The organism is Pseudomonas sp. Z3-6 (genome assembly GCF_051131985.1).
Classification (GTDB): domain Bacteria; phylum Pseudomonadota; class Gammaproteobacteria; order Pseudomonadales; family Pseudomonadaceae; genus Aquipseudomonas; species Aquipseudomonas zanjanensis.
Genome location: NZ_CP071644.1, coordinates 304,860 through 318,820, shown reverse-complemented (window position 1 = coordinate 318,820; position 13,961 = coordinate 304,860). Strand labels below are relative to the sequence as shown.

Annotated in this window: 15 protein-coding genes; 6 read left to right on the top strand and 9 right to left on the bottom strand. The window is 61.2% G+C overall.

Annotated features, from left to right (window positions below; all coding sequences use genetic code 11):
• Positions 1 to 25: 25 nt before the first annotated feature.
• The 3 genes from alr to dadA all read right to left on the bottom strand — a co-directional run bounded on the left by alr (position 26) and on the right by dadA (position 2,826).
• Positions 26 to 1,099 carry an alanine racemase gene (gene alr, locus J3P88_RS01365; RefSeq protein ID WP_434573599.1) on the bottom strand — a complete coding sequence of 358 codons (1,074 nt, stop codon included), beginning with the start codon at positions 1,097 to 1,099 and terminating at the stop codon, positions 26 to 28.
• Positions 1,100 to 1,196: 97 nt separating this feature from the next.
• Positions 1,197 to 1,550 carry a RidA family protein gene (locus J3P88_RS01360; protein WP_186706878.1) on the bottom strand — a complete coding sequence of 118 codons (354 nt, stop codon included), beginning with the start codon at positions 1,548 to 1,550 and terminating at the stop codon, positions 1,197 to 1,199.
• Positions 1,522 to 2,826, bottom strand: a complete 1,305-nt coding sequence (gene dadA, locus J3P88_RS01355) for a D-amino acid dehydrogenase (RefSeq protein WP_053189569.1) — start codon at positions 2,824 to 2,826, stop codon at positions 1,522 to 1,524. The genes J3P88_RS01360 and dadA overlap by 29 nt, the downstream gene beginning before the upstream one ends.
• A 155-nt stretch (positions 2,827 to 2,981) precedes the next feature.
• On the opposite strand from dadA, the gene J3P88_RS01350 reads away from it, so the two are divergent.
• A complete protein-coding gene (locus J3P88_RS01350; protein WP_003206849.1) occupies positions 2,982 to 3,470 on the top strand; it encodes an Lrp/AsnC ligand binding domain-containing protein in 489 nt (162 codons plus the stop codon).
• 136 nt (positions 3,471 to 3,606) lie between these two features.
• Here J3P88_RS01350 and J3P88_RS01345 read toward each other — a convergent pair whose 3' ends face one another.
• A complete protein-coding gene (locus J3P88_RS01345; protein ID WP_003206850.1) occupies positions 3,607 to 3,960 on the bottom strand; it encodes a YkgJ family cysteine cluster protein in 354 nt (117 codons plus the stop codon).
• A 145-nt stretch (positions 3,961 to 4,105) separates the two neighbouring features.
• Here J3P88_RS01345 and J3P88_RS01340 point away from each other — a divergent pair, with 145 nt between their 5' ends.
• The gene (locus J3P88_RS01340; protein WP_434573596.1) at positions 4,106 to 5,419 is read left to right on the top strand and encodes an NAD(P)/FAD-dependent oxidoreductase; all 1,314 of its coding nucleotides are present in this window, start codon (positions 4,106 to 4,108) and stop codon (positions 5,417 to 5,419) included.
• Between the two features lie 117 nt (positions 5,420 to 5,536).
• Here J3P88_RS01340 and J3P88_RS01335 read toward each other — a convergent pair whose 3' ends face one another.
• Positions 5,537 to 5,782, bottom strand: a complete 246-nt coding sequence (locus J3P88_RS01335; protein WP_186706881.1) for a DUF1127 domain-containing protein — start codon at positions 5,780 to 5,782, stop codon at positions 5,537 to 5,539.
• 179 nt (positions 5,783 to 5,961) lie between these two features.
• On the opposite strand from J3P88_RS01335, the gene J3P88_RS01330 reads away from it, so the two are divergent.
• Positions 5,962 to 7,395 carry a PLP-dependent aminotransferase family protein gene (locus J3P88_RS01330; protein ID WP_186706882.1) on the top strand — a complete coding sequence of 478 codons (1,434 nt, stop codon included), beginning with the start codon at positions 5,962 to 5,964 and terminating at the stop codon, positions 7,393 to 7,395.
• Between the two features lie 61 nt (positions 7,396 to 7,456).
• Complete coding sequence (locus J3P88_RS01325; RefSeq protein WP_434573594.1) at positions 7,457 to 9,022, top strand: phospholipase D family protein; 1,566 nt, start codon at positions 7,457 to 7,459, stop codon at positions 9,020 to 9,022.
• A gap of 188 nt (positions 9,023 to 9,210) precedes the next feature.
• Here the strand turns inward: J3P88_RS01325 and J3P88_RS01320 are convergent, their stop codons facing one another.
• Both J3P88_RS01320 and J3P88_RS01315 read right to left on the bottom strand, forming a co-directional pair.
• On the bottom strand, positions 9,211 to 10,353 hold the full coding sequence (locus J3P88_RS01320) for an MFS transporter (RefSeq protein WP_186730327.1): 1,143 nt from the start codon (positions 10,351 to 10,353) through the stop codon (positions 9,211 to 9,213).
• 322 nt (positions 10,354 to 10,675) lie between these two features.
• Complete coding sequence (locus J3P88_RS01315; protein WP_003206859.1) at positions 10,676 to 12,169, bottom strand: aldehyde dehydrogenase; 1,494 nt, start codon at positions 12,167 to 12,169, stop codon at positions 10,676 to 10,678.
• Between the two features lie 245 nt (positions 12,170 to 12,414).
• Between J3P88_RS01315 and J3P88_RS01310 the strand changes: the two genes are divergently transcribed.
• The gene (locus J3P88_RS01310) at positions 12,415 to 12,786 is read left to right on the top strand and encodes a cupin domain-containing protein (protein WP_186706885.1); all 372 of its coding nucleotides are present in this window, start codon (positions 12,415 to 12,417) and stop codon (positions 12,784 to 12,786) included.
• Positions 12,787 to 12,944: 158 nt separating this feature from the next.
• On the top strand, positions 12,945 to 13,190 hold the full coding sequence (locus tag J3P88_RS01305) for an I78 family peptidase inhibitor (RefSeq protein ID WP_189674365.1): 246 nt from the start codon (positions 12,945 to 12,947) through the stop codon (positions 13,188 to 13,190).
• Between the two features lie 76 nt (positions 13,191 to 13,266).
• Here the strand turns inward: J3P88_RS01305 and rpmG are convergent, their stop codons facing one another.
• Positions 13,267 to 13,422, bottom strand: coding sequence for a 50S ribosomal protein L33 (gene rpmG, locus J3P88_RS01300; protein WP_003177274.1), 156 nt, complete (start codon positions 13,420 to 13,422; stop codon positions 13,267 to 13,269).
• A gap of 11 nt (positions 13,423 to 13,433) precedes the next feature.
• Positions 13,434 to 13,667: a 50S ribosomal protein L28 gene (gene rpmB / locus J3P88_RS01295; protein WP_003177273.1), complete on the bottom strand. Its 234-nt coding sequence runs from the start codon at positions 13,665 to 13,667 to the stop codon at positions 13,434 to 13,436.
• Positions 13,668 to 13,961: the final 294 nt, after the last annotated feature.

The following is a 13,961-nucleotide window of genomic DNA, read 5'->3' as shown; positions in this document are numbered from 1 at the left end:
GACTTTCGGTAGGTTGCGCTTCGTGTCAGGCCCCGGAATAGAGCCGTGGCACCCGCCGCAGGTTGCAGAAAATCTGATAAGGAATCGTGTCGGCGGCCTTGGCGACATCGCTGGCGAGGATGTGCTTGCCCCACAACTCCACGGTCGAGCCGAGCCCGGCCTGGGGCAAATGAGTCAAGTCGACAGCCAGCATGTCCATCGACACCCGGCCCACCAACTGGCTGCGCTGCCCCTCCACCAGCACCGGCGTACCGGTGGGGGCCTGGCGTGGGTAGCCGTCGGCATAACCCATGGCGACCACGCCCACCCGGGTCGGTTGCGTGGTCACAAAGCGAGCGCCATAGCCCACCGGCTCGCCGGCAGGCAATTCGCGCACGCTGATGATCTTCGACTCCAGGGTCATCACCGGTTGCAAGCGCGAGGCGACAGCGTTGGGCTCATCAAAAGGCGTGGCCCCGTAGAGCATGATGCCCGGGCGCACCCAGTCGCTGGGTATCTGCGGCCAGCCTAGCACCGCTGGTGAATTGCGCAGGCTGATCGGCGCCACCAGGCCCTGGCGGGCTTTGTCGAAGATCGCCAACTGCTCGGTACTGCTGGGATCGTGCAGTTCATCGGCACGGGCGAAGTGGCTCATCAACACAATCTTCGCCACTTTGCCGCTGGCGAGCAGGCGACGGTAGGCGGCCTGGTAATCCGTCGGATGCAGGCCGACCCGGTGCATGCCGGAATCGAGCTTGAGCCAGACGGTGATCGGCTGGCTCAGAGGGGCTTTTTCAATCGTTTCAAGCTGCCACAACGAATGCACCACGCACCAGAAATCGTGCTCGACGATCAGTGGCAACTCATCGGCTTCGAAAAACCCTTCCAACAGCAGGATCGGCCCACGAATCCCGCCGGCCCGCAATTCCAGGGCCTCTTCGATGCAGGCCACGGCAAACCCGTCCGCCGTGTCCTGCAGCGCCTCGGCGCAACGCACCGCGCCGTGCCCATAGGCGTCGGCCTTGATCACCGCAAGGGCTTTGGCCCCCGTGACTTCGCGGGCCAATTGGTAGTTGTGACGCAGGGCTTGGAGATCGATCAGGGCACGGGCAGGACGCATGGCGGCAGGCTTCTAGGCGGTCATCAATAAAAAACCGGCGCGGGCTGACGGCATGAACCGCCCGCAGCGCCGGAAGAGGGATCGTTTCGGCCGGGAATTAAGGCAGCGCGGCCACGACGGACAGCTCCACCAGAATCTCCGGTTCACACAGCTTGGCCTCAACCGTGGCACGGGCCGGGGCGACGCCTTTGGGCAACCATTGGTCCCAGACGGCATTCATGCCTGCGAAATGGGCCTCGATGTCCTTCAGGTAGATCGTCACCGATAACAGCCGCGTCTTGTCAGTCCCGGACAGGTCCAGCAAGCGTTCGATATTGGCCAGGCATTCGCGGGTCTGCTGTTCAATACCGGCGTTCATGTCGTCGCCGACCTGCCCGGCCAGGTAAACAGTGCCGTTGTGCACGACAACCTGGCTCATGCGGTCATTGGTGAGCTGGCGCTGGATTGACATGTTTTGCAGACTCCTGGTGTTTGCTACCGTAACGGGAAATATCGAGGCCTTCGGCGCTGATCTGCGGCTTTTTCTTTGCCATCAGGTCGGCCAACAGGCGACCGGAACCACAGGCCATGGTCCATCCAAGGGTGCCATGGCCGGTGTTCAGGAACAGATTCTTGAACGGTGTGGCGCCTACGATTGGCGTGCCGTCCGGGGTGGTCGGACGCAAGCCGGTCCAGAAACTGGCCTGGGCCAGGTCGCCGCCCTGAGGATAAAGGTCGTTGACGATCATCTCCAGGGTTTCGCGCCGACGTGGGTTGAGGGACAGGTCAAAACCGGCGATTTCCGCCATGCCGCCCACCCGAATGCGATTGTCGAAGCGGGTGATCGCGACCTTGTAGGTTTCGTCGAGAATGGTCGAGGTCGGTGCCATGGCCGGGTTGGTGATCGGCACGGTCAGGGAGTAACCCTTGAGCGGATACACCGGTGCACGGATCCCGAGGGGCTTGAGCAGTTGCGGCGAATAGCTGCCCAGGGCGAGCACATAACGGTCGGCGGTTTCCAGCTTGCCGTCGATCCACACGCCGTTGATGCGATCACCCGCGAAGTCCAGGCGTTGGATGTCCTGGCCGAAGCGGAATTGCACGCCCAGCTTCACCGCCATTTCCGCCAGGCGCGTGGTAAACATCTGGCAGTCGCCGGTCTGGTCGTTGGGCAAGCGCAAGGCACCCGCCAGGATGTCGGTGACATTGGCCAGGGCCGGTTCGACCCGGGCGATGCCTTCGCGGTCGAGCACTTCGAACGGCACGCCGGACTCTTTCAACACGGCGATATCTTTTGCCGCGCCATCGAGCTGGGCCTGGGTGCGGAACAACTGCGTAGTCCCCAGGCTACGGCCTTCGTAGGCGATGCCGGTTTCGGCGCGCAGCTCGTCGAGGCAGTCGCGGCTGTACTCGGACAGGCGGACCATGCGTTCCTTGTTGATGGCATACCGGCTGGCGGTGCAGTTGCGCAGCATTTGTGCCATCCACAGGTATTGATCAACGTCGGCAGTGGCCTTGATCGCCAGTGGCGCATGGCGTTGCAGCAGCCATTTGATGGCCTTGAGCGGTACGCCCGGCGCGGCCCACGGCGAGGCATAACCCGGCGACACCTGACCGGCATTGGCGAAACTGGTTTCCATGGCAGGTGCTGGCTGACGGTCGACCACCACCACTTCAAACCCGGCACGAGCCAGGTAATAAGCACTGACGGTACCGATGACGCCGCTACCCAAGACCAGAACGCGCATGTTGATGCCCTCATCGCGGATAACCGCTGACGTTTGTTGTACATAGCTTTGATGGGCGCAGTGTAAAAAAGATCAGCCAGTGCTTTTCACTATATAAACACCTATATTTGGCGAGAATTCTCGGCAAAACCCCTTTTCATGGAGGCGCATCACCTGTGCGTACCAACACCCAGACCAAACGCGAGCTGGACAAGATCGACCGCAACATCCTGCGGATCCTCCAGGCGGACGGACGGATCTCCTTCACCGAGCTGGGGGAAAAGGTCGGTCTCTCCACCACGCCCTGTACCGAACGGGTGCGGCGCCTGGAGCGCGAAGGGATCATCATGGGCTACAACGCCCGGCTCAACCCGCAGCACTTGAAGGGCAGCCTGCTGGTATTTGTCGAGATCAGCCTCGACTACAAATCCGGCGACACCTTCGAAGAATTCCGACGCGCCGTGCTGAAATTGCCTCACGTGCTGGAATGTCACCTGGTGTCAGGAGATTTCGACTACCTGGTGAAAGCACGGATTTCCGAGATGGCGTCGTACCGCAAGCTGCTGGGGGACATCCTGCTCAAACTGCCGCACGTGCGCGAATCCAAGAGCTACATCGTGATGGAAGAAGTGAAGGAGAGCTTGAACCTGCCGATTCCGGATTGATGGCAGCCCCCAAGGCCGCCTTCGCGAGCAGGCTCGCTCCCACACAGGTAGGTGGCGAACGCTTTCTTGCGAACTACAGAGAGCCCTTGTGGGAGCGAGCCTGCTCGCGAAAGCCGCGACTCGGTATGCCAGACCGCTAGACCAATACCTGCCGAGTGCTGGCCATATATTCATGAATCTGCTTCTCCACACGCGGATGAATCAGTTCCACCGGTCGCCGGCCATTGGGACACGGCAAGGTCGCCGTGGTGCCGAACAGCCGACAGATCAGCGGACGCTCGTCATAGACCGTGCAACCGTTGGGCCCCAGGTGCACGCAGTCGAGCGCTTCCATGGCCGCATCCTGTTCGGCGCGGGTCTTGCGGGGCAAGCGGGCCATTTCCTCGGGCGAGGTGGTGACCGGACCGCAGCAGTCATGGCAGCCCGGTACGCACTCGAACGAGGGAATCTGCTGGCGTAGCGTGCGAATTTTTTGACTGTTGCAGCTCATCGAGACGGTTACCGAGAAGGACTGTCCGGGATTCTGCCTTAAAAGCCGCGGACCAGACAGCGCCAACCGACCGGTGTTGCCCGAGGAGGAATCCCCGGCTTATGCTCCGTAAAATTTCTCAAACAGAACAATCAGGATTACGCACATGAACGCCCGTGTTCAGCAACCTGTCCCGAACCACGCGCACGCCGCCTCTTACTACGCCGCCAGCAGCCTGCCGCAACCGGACCATCCGGTGTTGCAGGGGGAGTTGCGGGTGGACGTCTGCGTCGTCGGCGGCGGGTTCTCCGGGTTGAACACGGCGATCGAACTGGCTGAACGCGGCATGAGCGTGGCGCTGCTGGAGGCGCACCGGATCGGCTGGGGCGCCAGCGGGCGCAACGGCGGCCAATTGATCCGTGGCGTCGGCCATGGCCTCGACCAGTTCGCGCCCATCATCGGCACCGACGGCGTGCGCCAGATGAAGCTCATGGGCCTTGAGGCGGTGGAAATCGTTCGGCAGCGGGTCGAGCGCTTCCAGATTCCTTGCGACCTCACCTGGGGCTACTGCGACCTCGCCAACAAACCCGGCGATCTGGAAGGCTTCGCCGAAGACGCCGAAGAACTGCGCAGCCTCGGTTATCGCCACTCGACCCGACTGCTGCAAGCCGACGAAATGCACAGCGTCGTAGGCTCGGATCGCTACGTCGGCGGATTGATCGACATGGGCTCGGGCCATCTGCATCCGCTTAACCTGGCCTTGGGCGAAGCCGCCGCCGCGCAGCAACTGGGGGTCCGGCTGTTAGAGCAATCGGCGGTCACGCGTATCGACTACGGCCCTGAAGTGAAGGTGCACACCCAACAGGGCTCGGTCCACGCCAAGACGCTGGTACTGGGCTGCAACGCCTACCTCAACGGACTCAACCCGCAACTCGGCGGTAAAGTGTTGCCGGCCGGCAGCTACATCATCGCCACCGAACCCTTGAGCCAAGCGCAGGCACAGGCGTTGTTGCCGCAGAACATGGCGGTCTGCGACCAACGGGTGGCATTGGATTACTACCGGCTTTCGGCCGATCGTCGCTTGTTGTTCGGCGGGGCCTGTCACTATTCCGGCCGCGACCCGCAGGACATTGGCGCCTACATGCGCCCGAAGATGCTCAAGGTGTTCCCGCAATTGGCGGATGTGAAAATCGATTATCAATGGGGCGGGATGATTGGCATCGGTGCCAACCGTTTGCCGCAGATCGGCCGGCTCAAGGACCAGCCCAATGTGTATTACGCCCAAGCCTATTCCGGCCACGGCGTGAATGCCACGCACCTGGCCGGCAAATTGTTGGCCGAAGCCATCAGCGAGCAGCAGAGCAGCGGTTTCGACCTGTTCGCCCAGGTCCCGCACATGACCTTCCCGGGTGGCAAGCATTTGCGCTCACCGTTGTTGGCGTTGGGGATGTTGTGGCATCGGTTGAAAGAATTGGTCTAGCCCAACAACCGTGGCGAGGGAGCTTGCTCCCGCTGGGTTGCGCAGCGACCCTACGATTTTGCGGTCGCTGCGCAACCGAGCGGGAGCAAGCTCCCTCGCCACAGGTTCTTGATCACGTCAAAGCCGCCAGAACGGCTTCAGCCCCTCCTCCCGCGCCTGCTCTCGGCTCAGCCCGACGTCATGCAACTGTTCGGGTGTAAGTTCCAACAAGGCCTTGCGTGTATGCAGACGATGCCAGAACAGGCCCCAGCGACCGAGGCCGGACGGTGCATTGCGCAATGTCGCGCTGCGCAGCCCTTTCTCTTGCCCTGCCGCCAGTTCCTGACTGTGTAACGTCAGCCGCACATCGCTCAAGCCGTTCATTTTGATCGCTCCTGTTTACTTGGGTAGCCAGAGGTTTCATGATGCGCGGACGGCTAAAAGCAATACAGATTCAACCCAATTCTTTTATAAGCATACAGATTTGGTATTTCCGGCACTGAATCGTCATTTTCCAACTCAACTGTATCGGTTGCAGTTGCTCATCTCATCGGGAGCGCACCATGACCCTCTATGTGAACCTCGCCGAACTGCTCGGCACCCGCATCGAACAGGGCTTCTACCGTCCTGGCGACCGGCTGCCTTCTGTACGGGCATTGAGCACGGAGCATGGGGTCAGCTTGAGTACGGTGCAGCAGGCCTATCGCGTGCTCGAAGACAGCGGGCTGGCGATGCCGAGACCCAAGTCAGGTTATTTCGTGCCCGTGAGCCGTGAACTGCCGGACCTGCCGGTGATTGGCCGCCCGGCCCAGCGCCCCGTGGACATTTCCCAATGGGACCAGGTGCTGGAACTGATACGCGCCGTGCCGCGCCCGGACGTGGTGCAACTGGGCCGAGGCATGCCGGATATCCATTCGCCGACCATGAAACCGCTGCTACGCAGCCTGGCGCAGATCAGCCGCCGACAAGACATGCCGGGCCTGTATTACGACAACATTTACGGCAACCTCGCGTTGCGCGAGCAGATCGCCCGGCTGTCGCTGGACTCCGGCTGCCAATTGGGCCCCAATGACCTGATCGTCACCACCGGCTGCCATGAAGCCCTGTCGGTCAGCATCCGCGCCACCTGCGAACAAGGCGATATCGTCGCGGTGGACTCACCCAGCTTTCACGGGGCCATGCAAACCCTCAAGGGCCTGGGCATGAAAGCCCTGGAGATTCCCACCGACCCGCTTACCGGCATCAGCCTGGATGCGCTGGAACTGGCCCTGGAGCAATGGCCTATCAAGGCCATACAGTTGACTCCCAGCTGCAACAACCCATTGGGCTACATCATGCCCGACGCCAATAAACGCGCGCTGCTGAACCTGGCGCAACGCTTCGACGTGGCGATTATTGAAGATGATGTGTATGGGGAGTTGGCCTACACCTACCCTCGCCCACGCACCATCAAGTCGTTCGATGAAGACGGCCGCGTCTTACTCTGCAGTTCGTTTTCCAAGACCCTGGCGCCTGGCCTGCGCATTGGTTGGGTCGCGCCAGGCCGGTATCTGGAGCGGGTGCTGCACATGAAATACATCAGCACCGGCTCTACCGCGCCACAGCCGCAGATCGCCATTGCCGAGTTTCTCAAGGGCGGGCACTTCGAACCCCATTTACGGCGTATGCGCACGCAATACCAGCGCAATCGCGACGCAATGATTGACTGGGTCAGCCGCTATTTCCCAGCGGGTACCCGTGCCAGCCGCCCGCGGGGCAGCTTCATGCTGTGGGTGGAACTGCCCGACGGCTTCGATACGCTGAAGCTCAATCGAGTCCTGCTGGACCAAGGCGTACAGGTCGCTGTCGGCAGCATCTTTTCGGCATCGGGCAAGTACCGCAACTGCCTGCGGATGAACTACGCTGCCAAGCCAACGGCCCAGATCGAAGAGGCTGTGCGCAAGGTCGGAGCGGCCGCCATCGCACTGTTGAACGAAACCCAGCGCGATGTCGTCTGAAAGTTAACCAGGGAAGCAGCACCCAACAGCCGATCACCACCAACAAGCGGAACGATCCTACGTGAGATCCAGACCGATCCTGCCTGCGTTGCTGTTAGTCGCCTCACTGCTGAGCGGCTGCGCCGGTCTTGATGTCACCCGTGAGCCCTCCCAGGCCTTGCCCGCCGCCGAATCCTCGTTCGGCCGCTCGGTCCAGGCCCAGGCCGCGCCCCACGAAGGACGCTCAGGCTTTCGGCTGCTATCGGACAGCACCGAGGCCTTTACCGCCCGAGCCGAGCTGATTCGCAACGCCCAAGGCAGCCTGGATTTGCAGTACTACATCGTCCACGACGGCATCAGTACTCGAATGCTGGTGGATGAATTGCTCAAGGCCGCCGACCGCGGCGTGCGCGTGCGGATCCTGCTGGACGACACCACCAGCGATGGCCTCGACCAGATCATCGCGACCCTTGCCGCTCACCCACAGATCCAGATCCGCCTGTTCAATCCGCTGCACCTCGGACGCGCTACCGGCGTGACCCGTGGCCTCGGGCGCCTGTTCAACCTGTCGCTGCAACACCGGCGGATGCACAACAAGCTTTGGCTGGCCGACAACAGCATGGCCATCGTCGGCGGCCGCAACCTGGGCGATGAGTATTTCGACGCCGAACCCAACCTGAACTTCACCGACATCGACCTGCTCGGCGTCGGCCCGGTGGCCGAACAATTGGGCCACAGTTTCGACCAGTACTGGAACAGCGCCCTGAGCAAACCCATCGAACAGTTCCTGTCCCATCGCCCCACGCCCAAGGACCTGGCCAACAGTCGGCTGCGCCTGCAAGAGTCGCTGGAGCAGACCCACAAGGAAAACCACGCGCTTTACCAGCAATTGACTGCCTACAAGACCCAACCGCGCCTGGATACGTGGCGCGACCAGTTGATCTGGGCCTGGAACCAGGCGCTGTGGGACGCGCCCAGTAAAGTGCTGGCCAAGGGTGAACCGGACCCGCAGCTATTGCTGACCACCCAACTGGCCCCCGAACTGACGGGCGTCAGCAAAGAACTGATCATGATTTCCGCCTACTTCGTCCCCGGCCAGCCAGGCTTGGTGTACTTGACCAGTCGCGCAGACGCCGGTGTGTCGGTGAGCCTGCTGACCAATTCCCTGGAAGCCACCGACGTGCCCGCCGTGCACGGCGGCTACGCGCCGTACCGCAAGGCCCTGCTGCAACATGGCGTGCGCCTGTTCGAGTTGCGACGGCAACCGGGCGACACCGGCGGCAGCGCTCACTTGTTCTACAGCAAGTCCTACGGCGAATCGGACTCCAGCCTGCACAGCAAGGCGATCATCTTCGACCAGCAGAAATCCTTCATTGGCTCGTTCAATTTCGACCCGCGTTCGGTGCTATGGAACACCGAAGTCGGCGTGCTGGTGGACAGCCCTGAACTCGCCGGACAAGTCCGTGAGCTGGCCTTGCAAGGCATGGCGCCGGCCTTGAGCTACCAGGCGAGGCTGGAAGATGGAACGCTTGTGTGGACCACCGAAGATAACGGCCAGATCCACGACCTGGCCCGAGAACCGGGCAGTTGGTGGCGCCGGTTCAATGCCTGGTTCAGCACGACGATCGGACTGGAGCGGATGCTTTAGAGGCGGACAGGTCGCTTTTGTGGCAGACCGCTTTGTGGACAGCCTGCCTTGTGGCAGACCGCTTTTGTGGCGAGGGAGCTTGCTCCCGCTGGACTGCGAAGCAGTCCCGGCTTTGCGGTTGCTGCGCAACCGAGCGGGAGCAAGCTCCCTCGCCACAAAAGTCCCCCTTGCTACAGGGTTTCGGGTGTTCAAGCGGGCTGGGTGCTCCCAAACGCCCCCTGGCGAACCAGCAGGATCACCAGCCCGAACGCCCCGGCCGCCATGAACAAAGGCAGCGCATGGCCGCTGATCCATTGGCTGCCCGCCCCCGCCACCAGCGGGCCGACCAGGCAACCGAGCCCCCACAGTTGCGCGACATGGGCGTTGGCCCGAACCAGCGCATCGTCGCGGTAACGCTCGCCGATCAGGATCAGCGACAACGTGAACAAACCGCCTGCGCTGGCGCCGAACAGCACCCACAGCGGCCAGATCAGCAGGGTATCGATCAGCAGCGGAACCGCCAGGCTCGATAACATCAATGCCACCGCACACCCCGTCAACAGAGCCCGGCGAGACACACGATCGGCCAGGGCACCGATGGGCAACTGCAGCAAGGCATCGCCGACCACCACGGTACTGACCATCGCCAGCGCGATGTCAGCCGTGAAGCCCTGGCGCAGGCAATACACGGGCAGCAAGGTGAGGATCATCGCCTCGAACGCAGCGAACAACGAGACCGCCCAGGCAATCGCTGGCAAGCCGCGGCAGAACGCCCATAAATCACTGAACGTGACGTTGCCGGCCTCACTGCTGGGTGCACCGCTACGGCCCAGCAGCAACAAGGGTGCGATCAACAACAGCCCAACGCCCACCCAAAACCCGTAGTCATGATCGGTCCCCAGGGCGCCCAGCAGCAGCGGGCCAGACAACTGGCTCAGGGCGTAGCTGCTGCCGTATAGCGCCACCAGCCGTCCACGCCATTTTTCAATGACCAACTGATTGATCCAACTTTCACCCAGAATGAACACCAAGGTCAGAACCACGCCGATCATCAGGCGCAACAGCAACCAGACTGTATAGCTGGGCAGTAGCGCCAGGAGCCCGATGGACACTGCCCCACCCCATAGGCACAGGCGCATCAACGCCGCCGTGCCGAACCGCGCCGCCAGACGGCTCGACACCTTGGCCCCAAGCAACACCCCCACGGCCGGCATCGCAGCCATCACGCCAATGGCGAACGAGCCATAACCCCAGCCCTCCAGGCGCAGCGATACCAGCGGCATGCTCACGCCCAGGGCCAGGCCGACGCTCAGGACAGACGCCAACACGGCGAAATAGGTTGCCCAACGCATTTCCACGCTCCTGTGGACAGTGATGTTTCAAGCCCTACGCAAAACAAATGTGGGAGCGAGCCTGCTCGCGATGACGGAGCAACATTCAACAAAGTCGTCGACTGTCATACCGCTATCGCGAGCAGGCTCGCTCCCACAGGGGATCTGTTTCGACCGCCAATCTTCCGCTCATTCTCAACCAATGTGGGAGCGGGCTTGCTCGCGAAGGCGGAGTGCCAGTCAACTTAGTTGCTGAATGTTAAACCGCTTTCGCGAGCAAGCCCGCTCCCACAAAAGAATCAGCGCTGCATGGAGCCCCGGACAGGGTCCGGGGCCGCCCATGTCAAAGCTTGATCCAGGTCGACTTCAGCTCGGTGTATTTGTCGAACGCATGCAGCGACTTGTCGCGACCGTTGCCCGACTGCTTGAAGCCACCGAACGGTGCGGTCATGTCGCCGCCGTCGTACTGGTTGACCCATACGCTGCCGGCGCGCAGGGCCTTGGCGGTGAGGTGAGCCTTGGAGATGTCCTTGGTCCATACCGCTGCAGCCAGGCCATACGGCGTGTCGTTGGCGATTTCAATGGCCTGCTCGGCGGTGTCGAAGGCGATGACCGACAACACCGGGCCGAAAATCTCTTCCTGAGCGATCTTCATGGCATTGCTCACGCCGTCAAAAATCGTCGGCTCGACATAAGTGCCGCCGGTTTCTTCAAGGATGCGCTTGCCACCGGCGACCAGTTTGGCGCCGTCGCTGTGACCGGCCTCGATGTAGGACAACACCGTGTTCATCTGCTGGGTATCCACCAGGGCGCCGACGTTGGTCGCCGGGTCCAGGGGGTTGCCCGGCTTCCAGCCCTTGAGGGCTTCGATCACCAGCGGCAGGAACGTGTCCTTGATGGAACGCTCCACCAACAGCCGCGAGCCGGCGGTGCAGACTTCGCCCTGGTTGAAGGCGATGGCGCTGGCAGCGGATTCGGCCGCGGCCTGCAGGTCCGGAGCATCGGCGAACACGATGTTCGGGCTCTTGCCGCCGGCTTCCAGCCAGATGCGCTTCATGTTGGATTCACCGGAATAGATCATCAATTGCTTGGCGATCTTGGTCGAGCCAGTGAACACCAGCGTATCGACGTCCATATGCAGGGCCAGGGCCTTGCCGACGGTGTGGCCGTAGCCTGGCAGCACGTTCAGCACGCCTTTCGGAATGCCGGCCTCGATCGCCAGCGCGGCGATGCGGATGGCGGTCAGCGGGGACTTTTCCGACGGCTTGAGCACCACCGAGTTACCGGTGGACAACGCCGGACCGAGCTTCCAGCAGGCCATCATCAGCGGGAAGTTCCACGGCACGATCGCGCCCACGACACCCACCGGCTCACGGGTCACCAGGCCCAATTGATCGTGCGGCGTGGCGGCCACTTCGTCGTAGAGCTTGTCGATGGCTTCACCGCTCCAGCTCAACGCTTGGGCCGCGCCGGGCACGTCGATGTTCAGCGAGTCGCTGATCGGCTTGCCCATGTCGAGGGTTTCAAGCAGGGCCAGCTCTTCGGCATGCTGCTTGAGCAGGCCGGCGAAACGAATCATGGTGGTTTTGCGCTTGCTTGGCGCCAGGCGCGACCAGACGCCGGAGTTGAAAGTGGCGCGGGCATTCTCGACGGCACGCTGGGCGTCGGCCACGTCGCAGCTGGCGATCTTGCCCAGCAGGCGGCCATCGACCGGGCTGAGGCAATCGAAGGTTTCGCCGGACACCGCATCGGTGTACTCACCGTTGATAAAGGCGCGGCCTTCGATTTTCAGGTCGCGGGCGCGTTGTTCCCAATCGGCACGAGTCAGGGTGGTCATGCGTGTGTCCTCCTCTTATTGAGTACGAACGCCGCGCAATGCGCAGCGCTCAAAAGAATTCTGCCCGGCCAGCCTGCTTTCGGCGCTGTTCGGCGCTGTAATTGGTACGGGGCACCCGCCACCCTAAACCAGCGGCTGGTCATGTTTCAATATATTTGACACAACGGTGGCAAACGGCCTTGCGATGTTCGTTTTAATAAACATAGACTCGAGGCCTTTCCAAGCGATCACTGGGGATCACCCGCATGAGCATTCAGGACATCGTCGACTTCAGCCAGGCCAATACCACCGCCGAACGTTATCGCCCGGACCCGGCCAAGGTGTTCAAGGGCGATCCCGAACAAGCCGTGTTCAACCACTACAGCAGCCCCTGTGGGCAAATGAACGCTGGCGTGTGGGAAGGCGCCATTGGCCAGTGGACGGTCAACTACACCGAGCATGAATACTGCGAGATCGTCCAGGGCGTTTCCGTGCTGCGGGACAATGACGGCAACGCCAAGACCCTGCGGGCCGGCGACCGCTTCGTGATCCCAGCGGGGTTCAAGGGCACCTGGGAAGTGCTGGAGCCGTGCCGCAAGATCTATGTGGTGTTTGAACAGGCCAAGACCGCGCCGTAAAAGACCGTGACACTTAATCATTGGTCAATCGCCACGGTGACGATTAAAACCTGCCATAGGCACCGCGCAATTTATCGTCGCAGCGGGACGCGCAGGATGCGCGACCAACCCAACCGGTGAGTGCCTTTTCTTTTTAACGATCAGCAAGGAAGCTAGAAATGCCGAATCAAAACGACACCGTTGTCGTGCCGATGCCAGACGACCAGTGCGATATCGCTATCGCCCAGTACACCATTGGCCAAAAATACACCCGCGAGCTGCGTGAAGAAGTTCGCGCGCTGGCCAACGGGGCCCAGGTTCGCCCCGCAGGCCCGAAACACCCTATAACCTACGATCTGCGCCCGCGACGCATCAACCTTGTAACGGATGTCGACGGAATCATCGTCGGCATTAAATGCGGTTGATCCACAGGACCAAAACACAACAAAAAAGGCCCGTATCTCGCGATACGGGCCTTTTTCGTAAGAAGGGAAAAATCAATTACTTGATTTTGCCTTCCTTGTAGATCACGTGCTTGCGAACAACCGGATCATATTTCTTGATCTCGATTTTGTCCGGGGTAGTACGCTTGTTCTTGTCGGTAGTGTAGAAGTGACCAGTACCGGCGCTCGAGATCAAACGAATCAATTCACGCATGATTAGCTCCCTTAAACCTTGCCATCGCGACGAAGTTCGGCCAGCACGACACTGATGCCACGCTTGTCGATGATGCGCATGCCTTTGGCAGATACGCGCAGACGCACAAAACGTTTCTCTTCTTCAACCCAGAAGCGGTGATGCTGCAGGTTCGGCAGGAAACGACGACGGGTTTTGTTGTTTGCGTGGGAAATGTTATTCCCAGTCACCGGACCCTTACCGGTAACTTGACAGACTCTCGACATGCCTCAGCCCTCTAAAACCACATGCCCAACCCGGCATGGGTTGGCCGCTTAATCTCTCAGTCATTTGGCGCCAGGCGCCGCGTTTCTTTAAGGGTCTTACCGGCTACACCTACAGTGAAGGAACCGGGCCCCTAGAAAAGAGCGCTGCTTTATACCAGAAAGACCACAGTGCAACAACAGCCGATGTGATTTGTCTTCCTGGAGAATCATCGGCCAACCGCCCGGGACGGCGGGGACAGAGGCTGGCGCCACCCCTTACCGCTCGTCGCCGCACGCAGGTTTTTTTCACATACG

Excerpts from the sequence above, each read along its gene's own strand:
- J3P88_RS01330 (WP_186706882.1), top strand. The coding sequence starts at position 5,962 with ATGACCCTCTATGTGAACCTCGCCGAACTGCTCGGCACCCGCATCGAA.
- J3P88_RS01310 (WP_186706885.1), top strand. The coding sequence starts at position 12,415 with ATGAGCATTCAGGACATCGTCGACTTCAGCCAGGCCAATACCACCGCC.
- dadA (WP_053189569.1), bottom strand. The coding sequence starts at position 2,826 with ATGCGCGTTCTGGTCTTGGGTAGCGGCGTCATCGGTACCGTCAGTGCT.
- J3P88_RS01305 (WP_189674365.1), top strand. The coding sequence starts at position 12,945 with ATGCCGAATCAAAACGACACCGTTGTCGTGCCGATGCCAGACGACCAG.
- rpmB (WP_003177273.1), bottom strand. The coding sequence starts at position 13,667 with ATGTCGAGAGTCTGTCAAGTTACCGGTAAGGGTCCGGTGACTGGGAAT.
- J3P88_RS01340 (WP_434573596.1), top strand. The coding sequence starts at position 4,106 with ATGAACGCCCGTGTTCAGCAACCTGTCCCGAACCACGCGCACGCCGCC.
- J3P88_RS01360 (WP_186706878.1), bottom strand. The coding sequence starts at position 1,550 with ATGTCAATCCAGCGCCAGCTCACCAATGACCGCATGAGCCAGGTTGTC.
- rpmG (WP_003177274.1), bottom strand. The coding sequence starts at position 13,422 with ATGCGTGAATTGATTCGTTTGATCTCGAGCGCCGGTACTGGTCACTTC.
- J3P88_RS01335 (WP_186706881.1), bottom strand. The coding sequence starts at position 5,782 with ATGAACGGCTTGAGCGATGTGCGGCTGACGTTACACAGTCAGGAACTG.
- J3P88_RS01320 (WP_186730327.1), bottom strand. The coding sequence starts at position 10,353 with ATGCGTTGGGCAACCTATTTCGCCGTGTTGGCGTCTGTCCTGAGCGTC.
- J3P88_RS01315 (WP_003206859.1), bottom strand. The coding sequence starts at position 12,169 with ATGACCACCCTGACTCGTGCCGATTGGGAACAACGCGCCCGCGACCTG.
- alr (WP_434573599.1), bottom strand. The coding sequence starts at position 1,099 with ATGCGTCCTGCCCGTGCCCTGATCGATCTCCAAGCCCTGCGTCACAAC.
- J3P88_RS01345 (WP_003206850.1), bottom strand. The coding sequence starts at position 3,960 with ATGAGCTGCAACAGTCAAAAAATTCGCACGCTACGCCAGCAGATTCCC.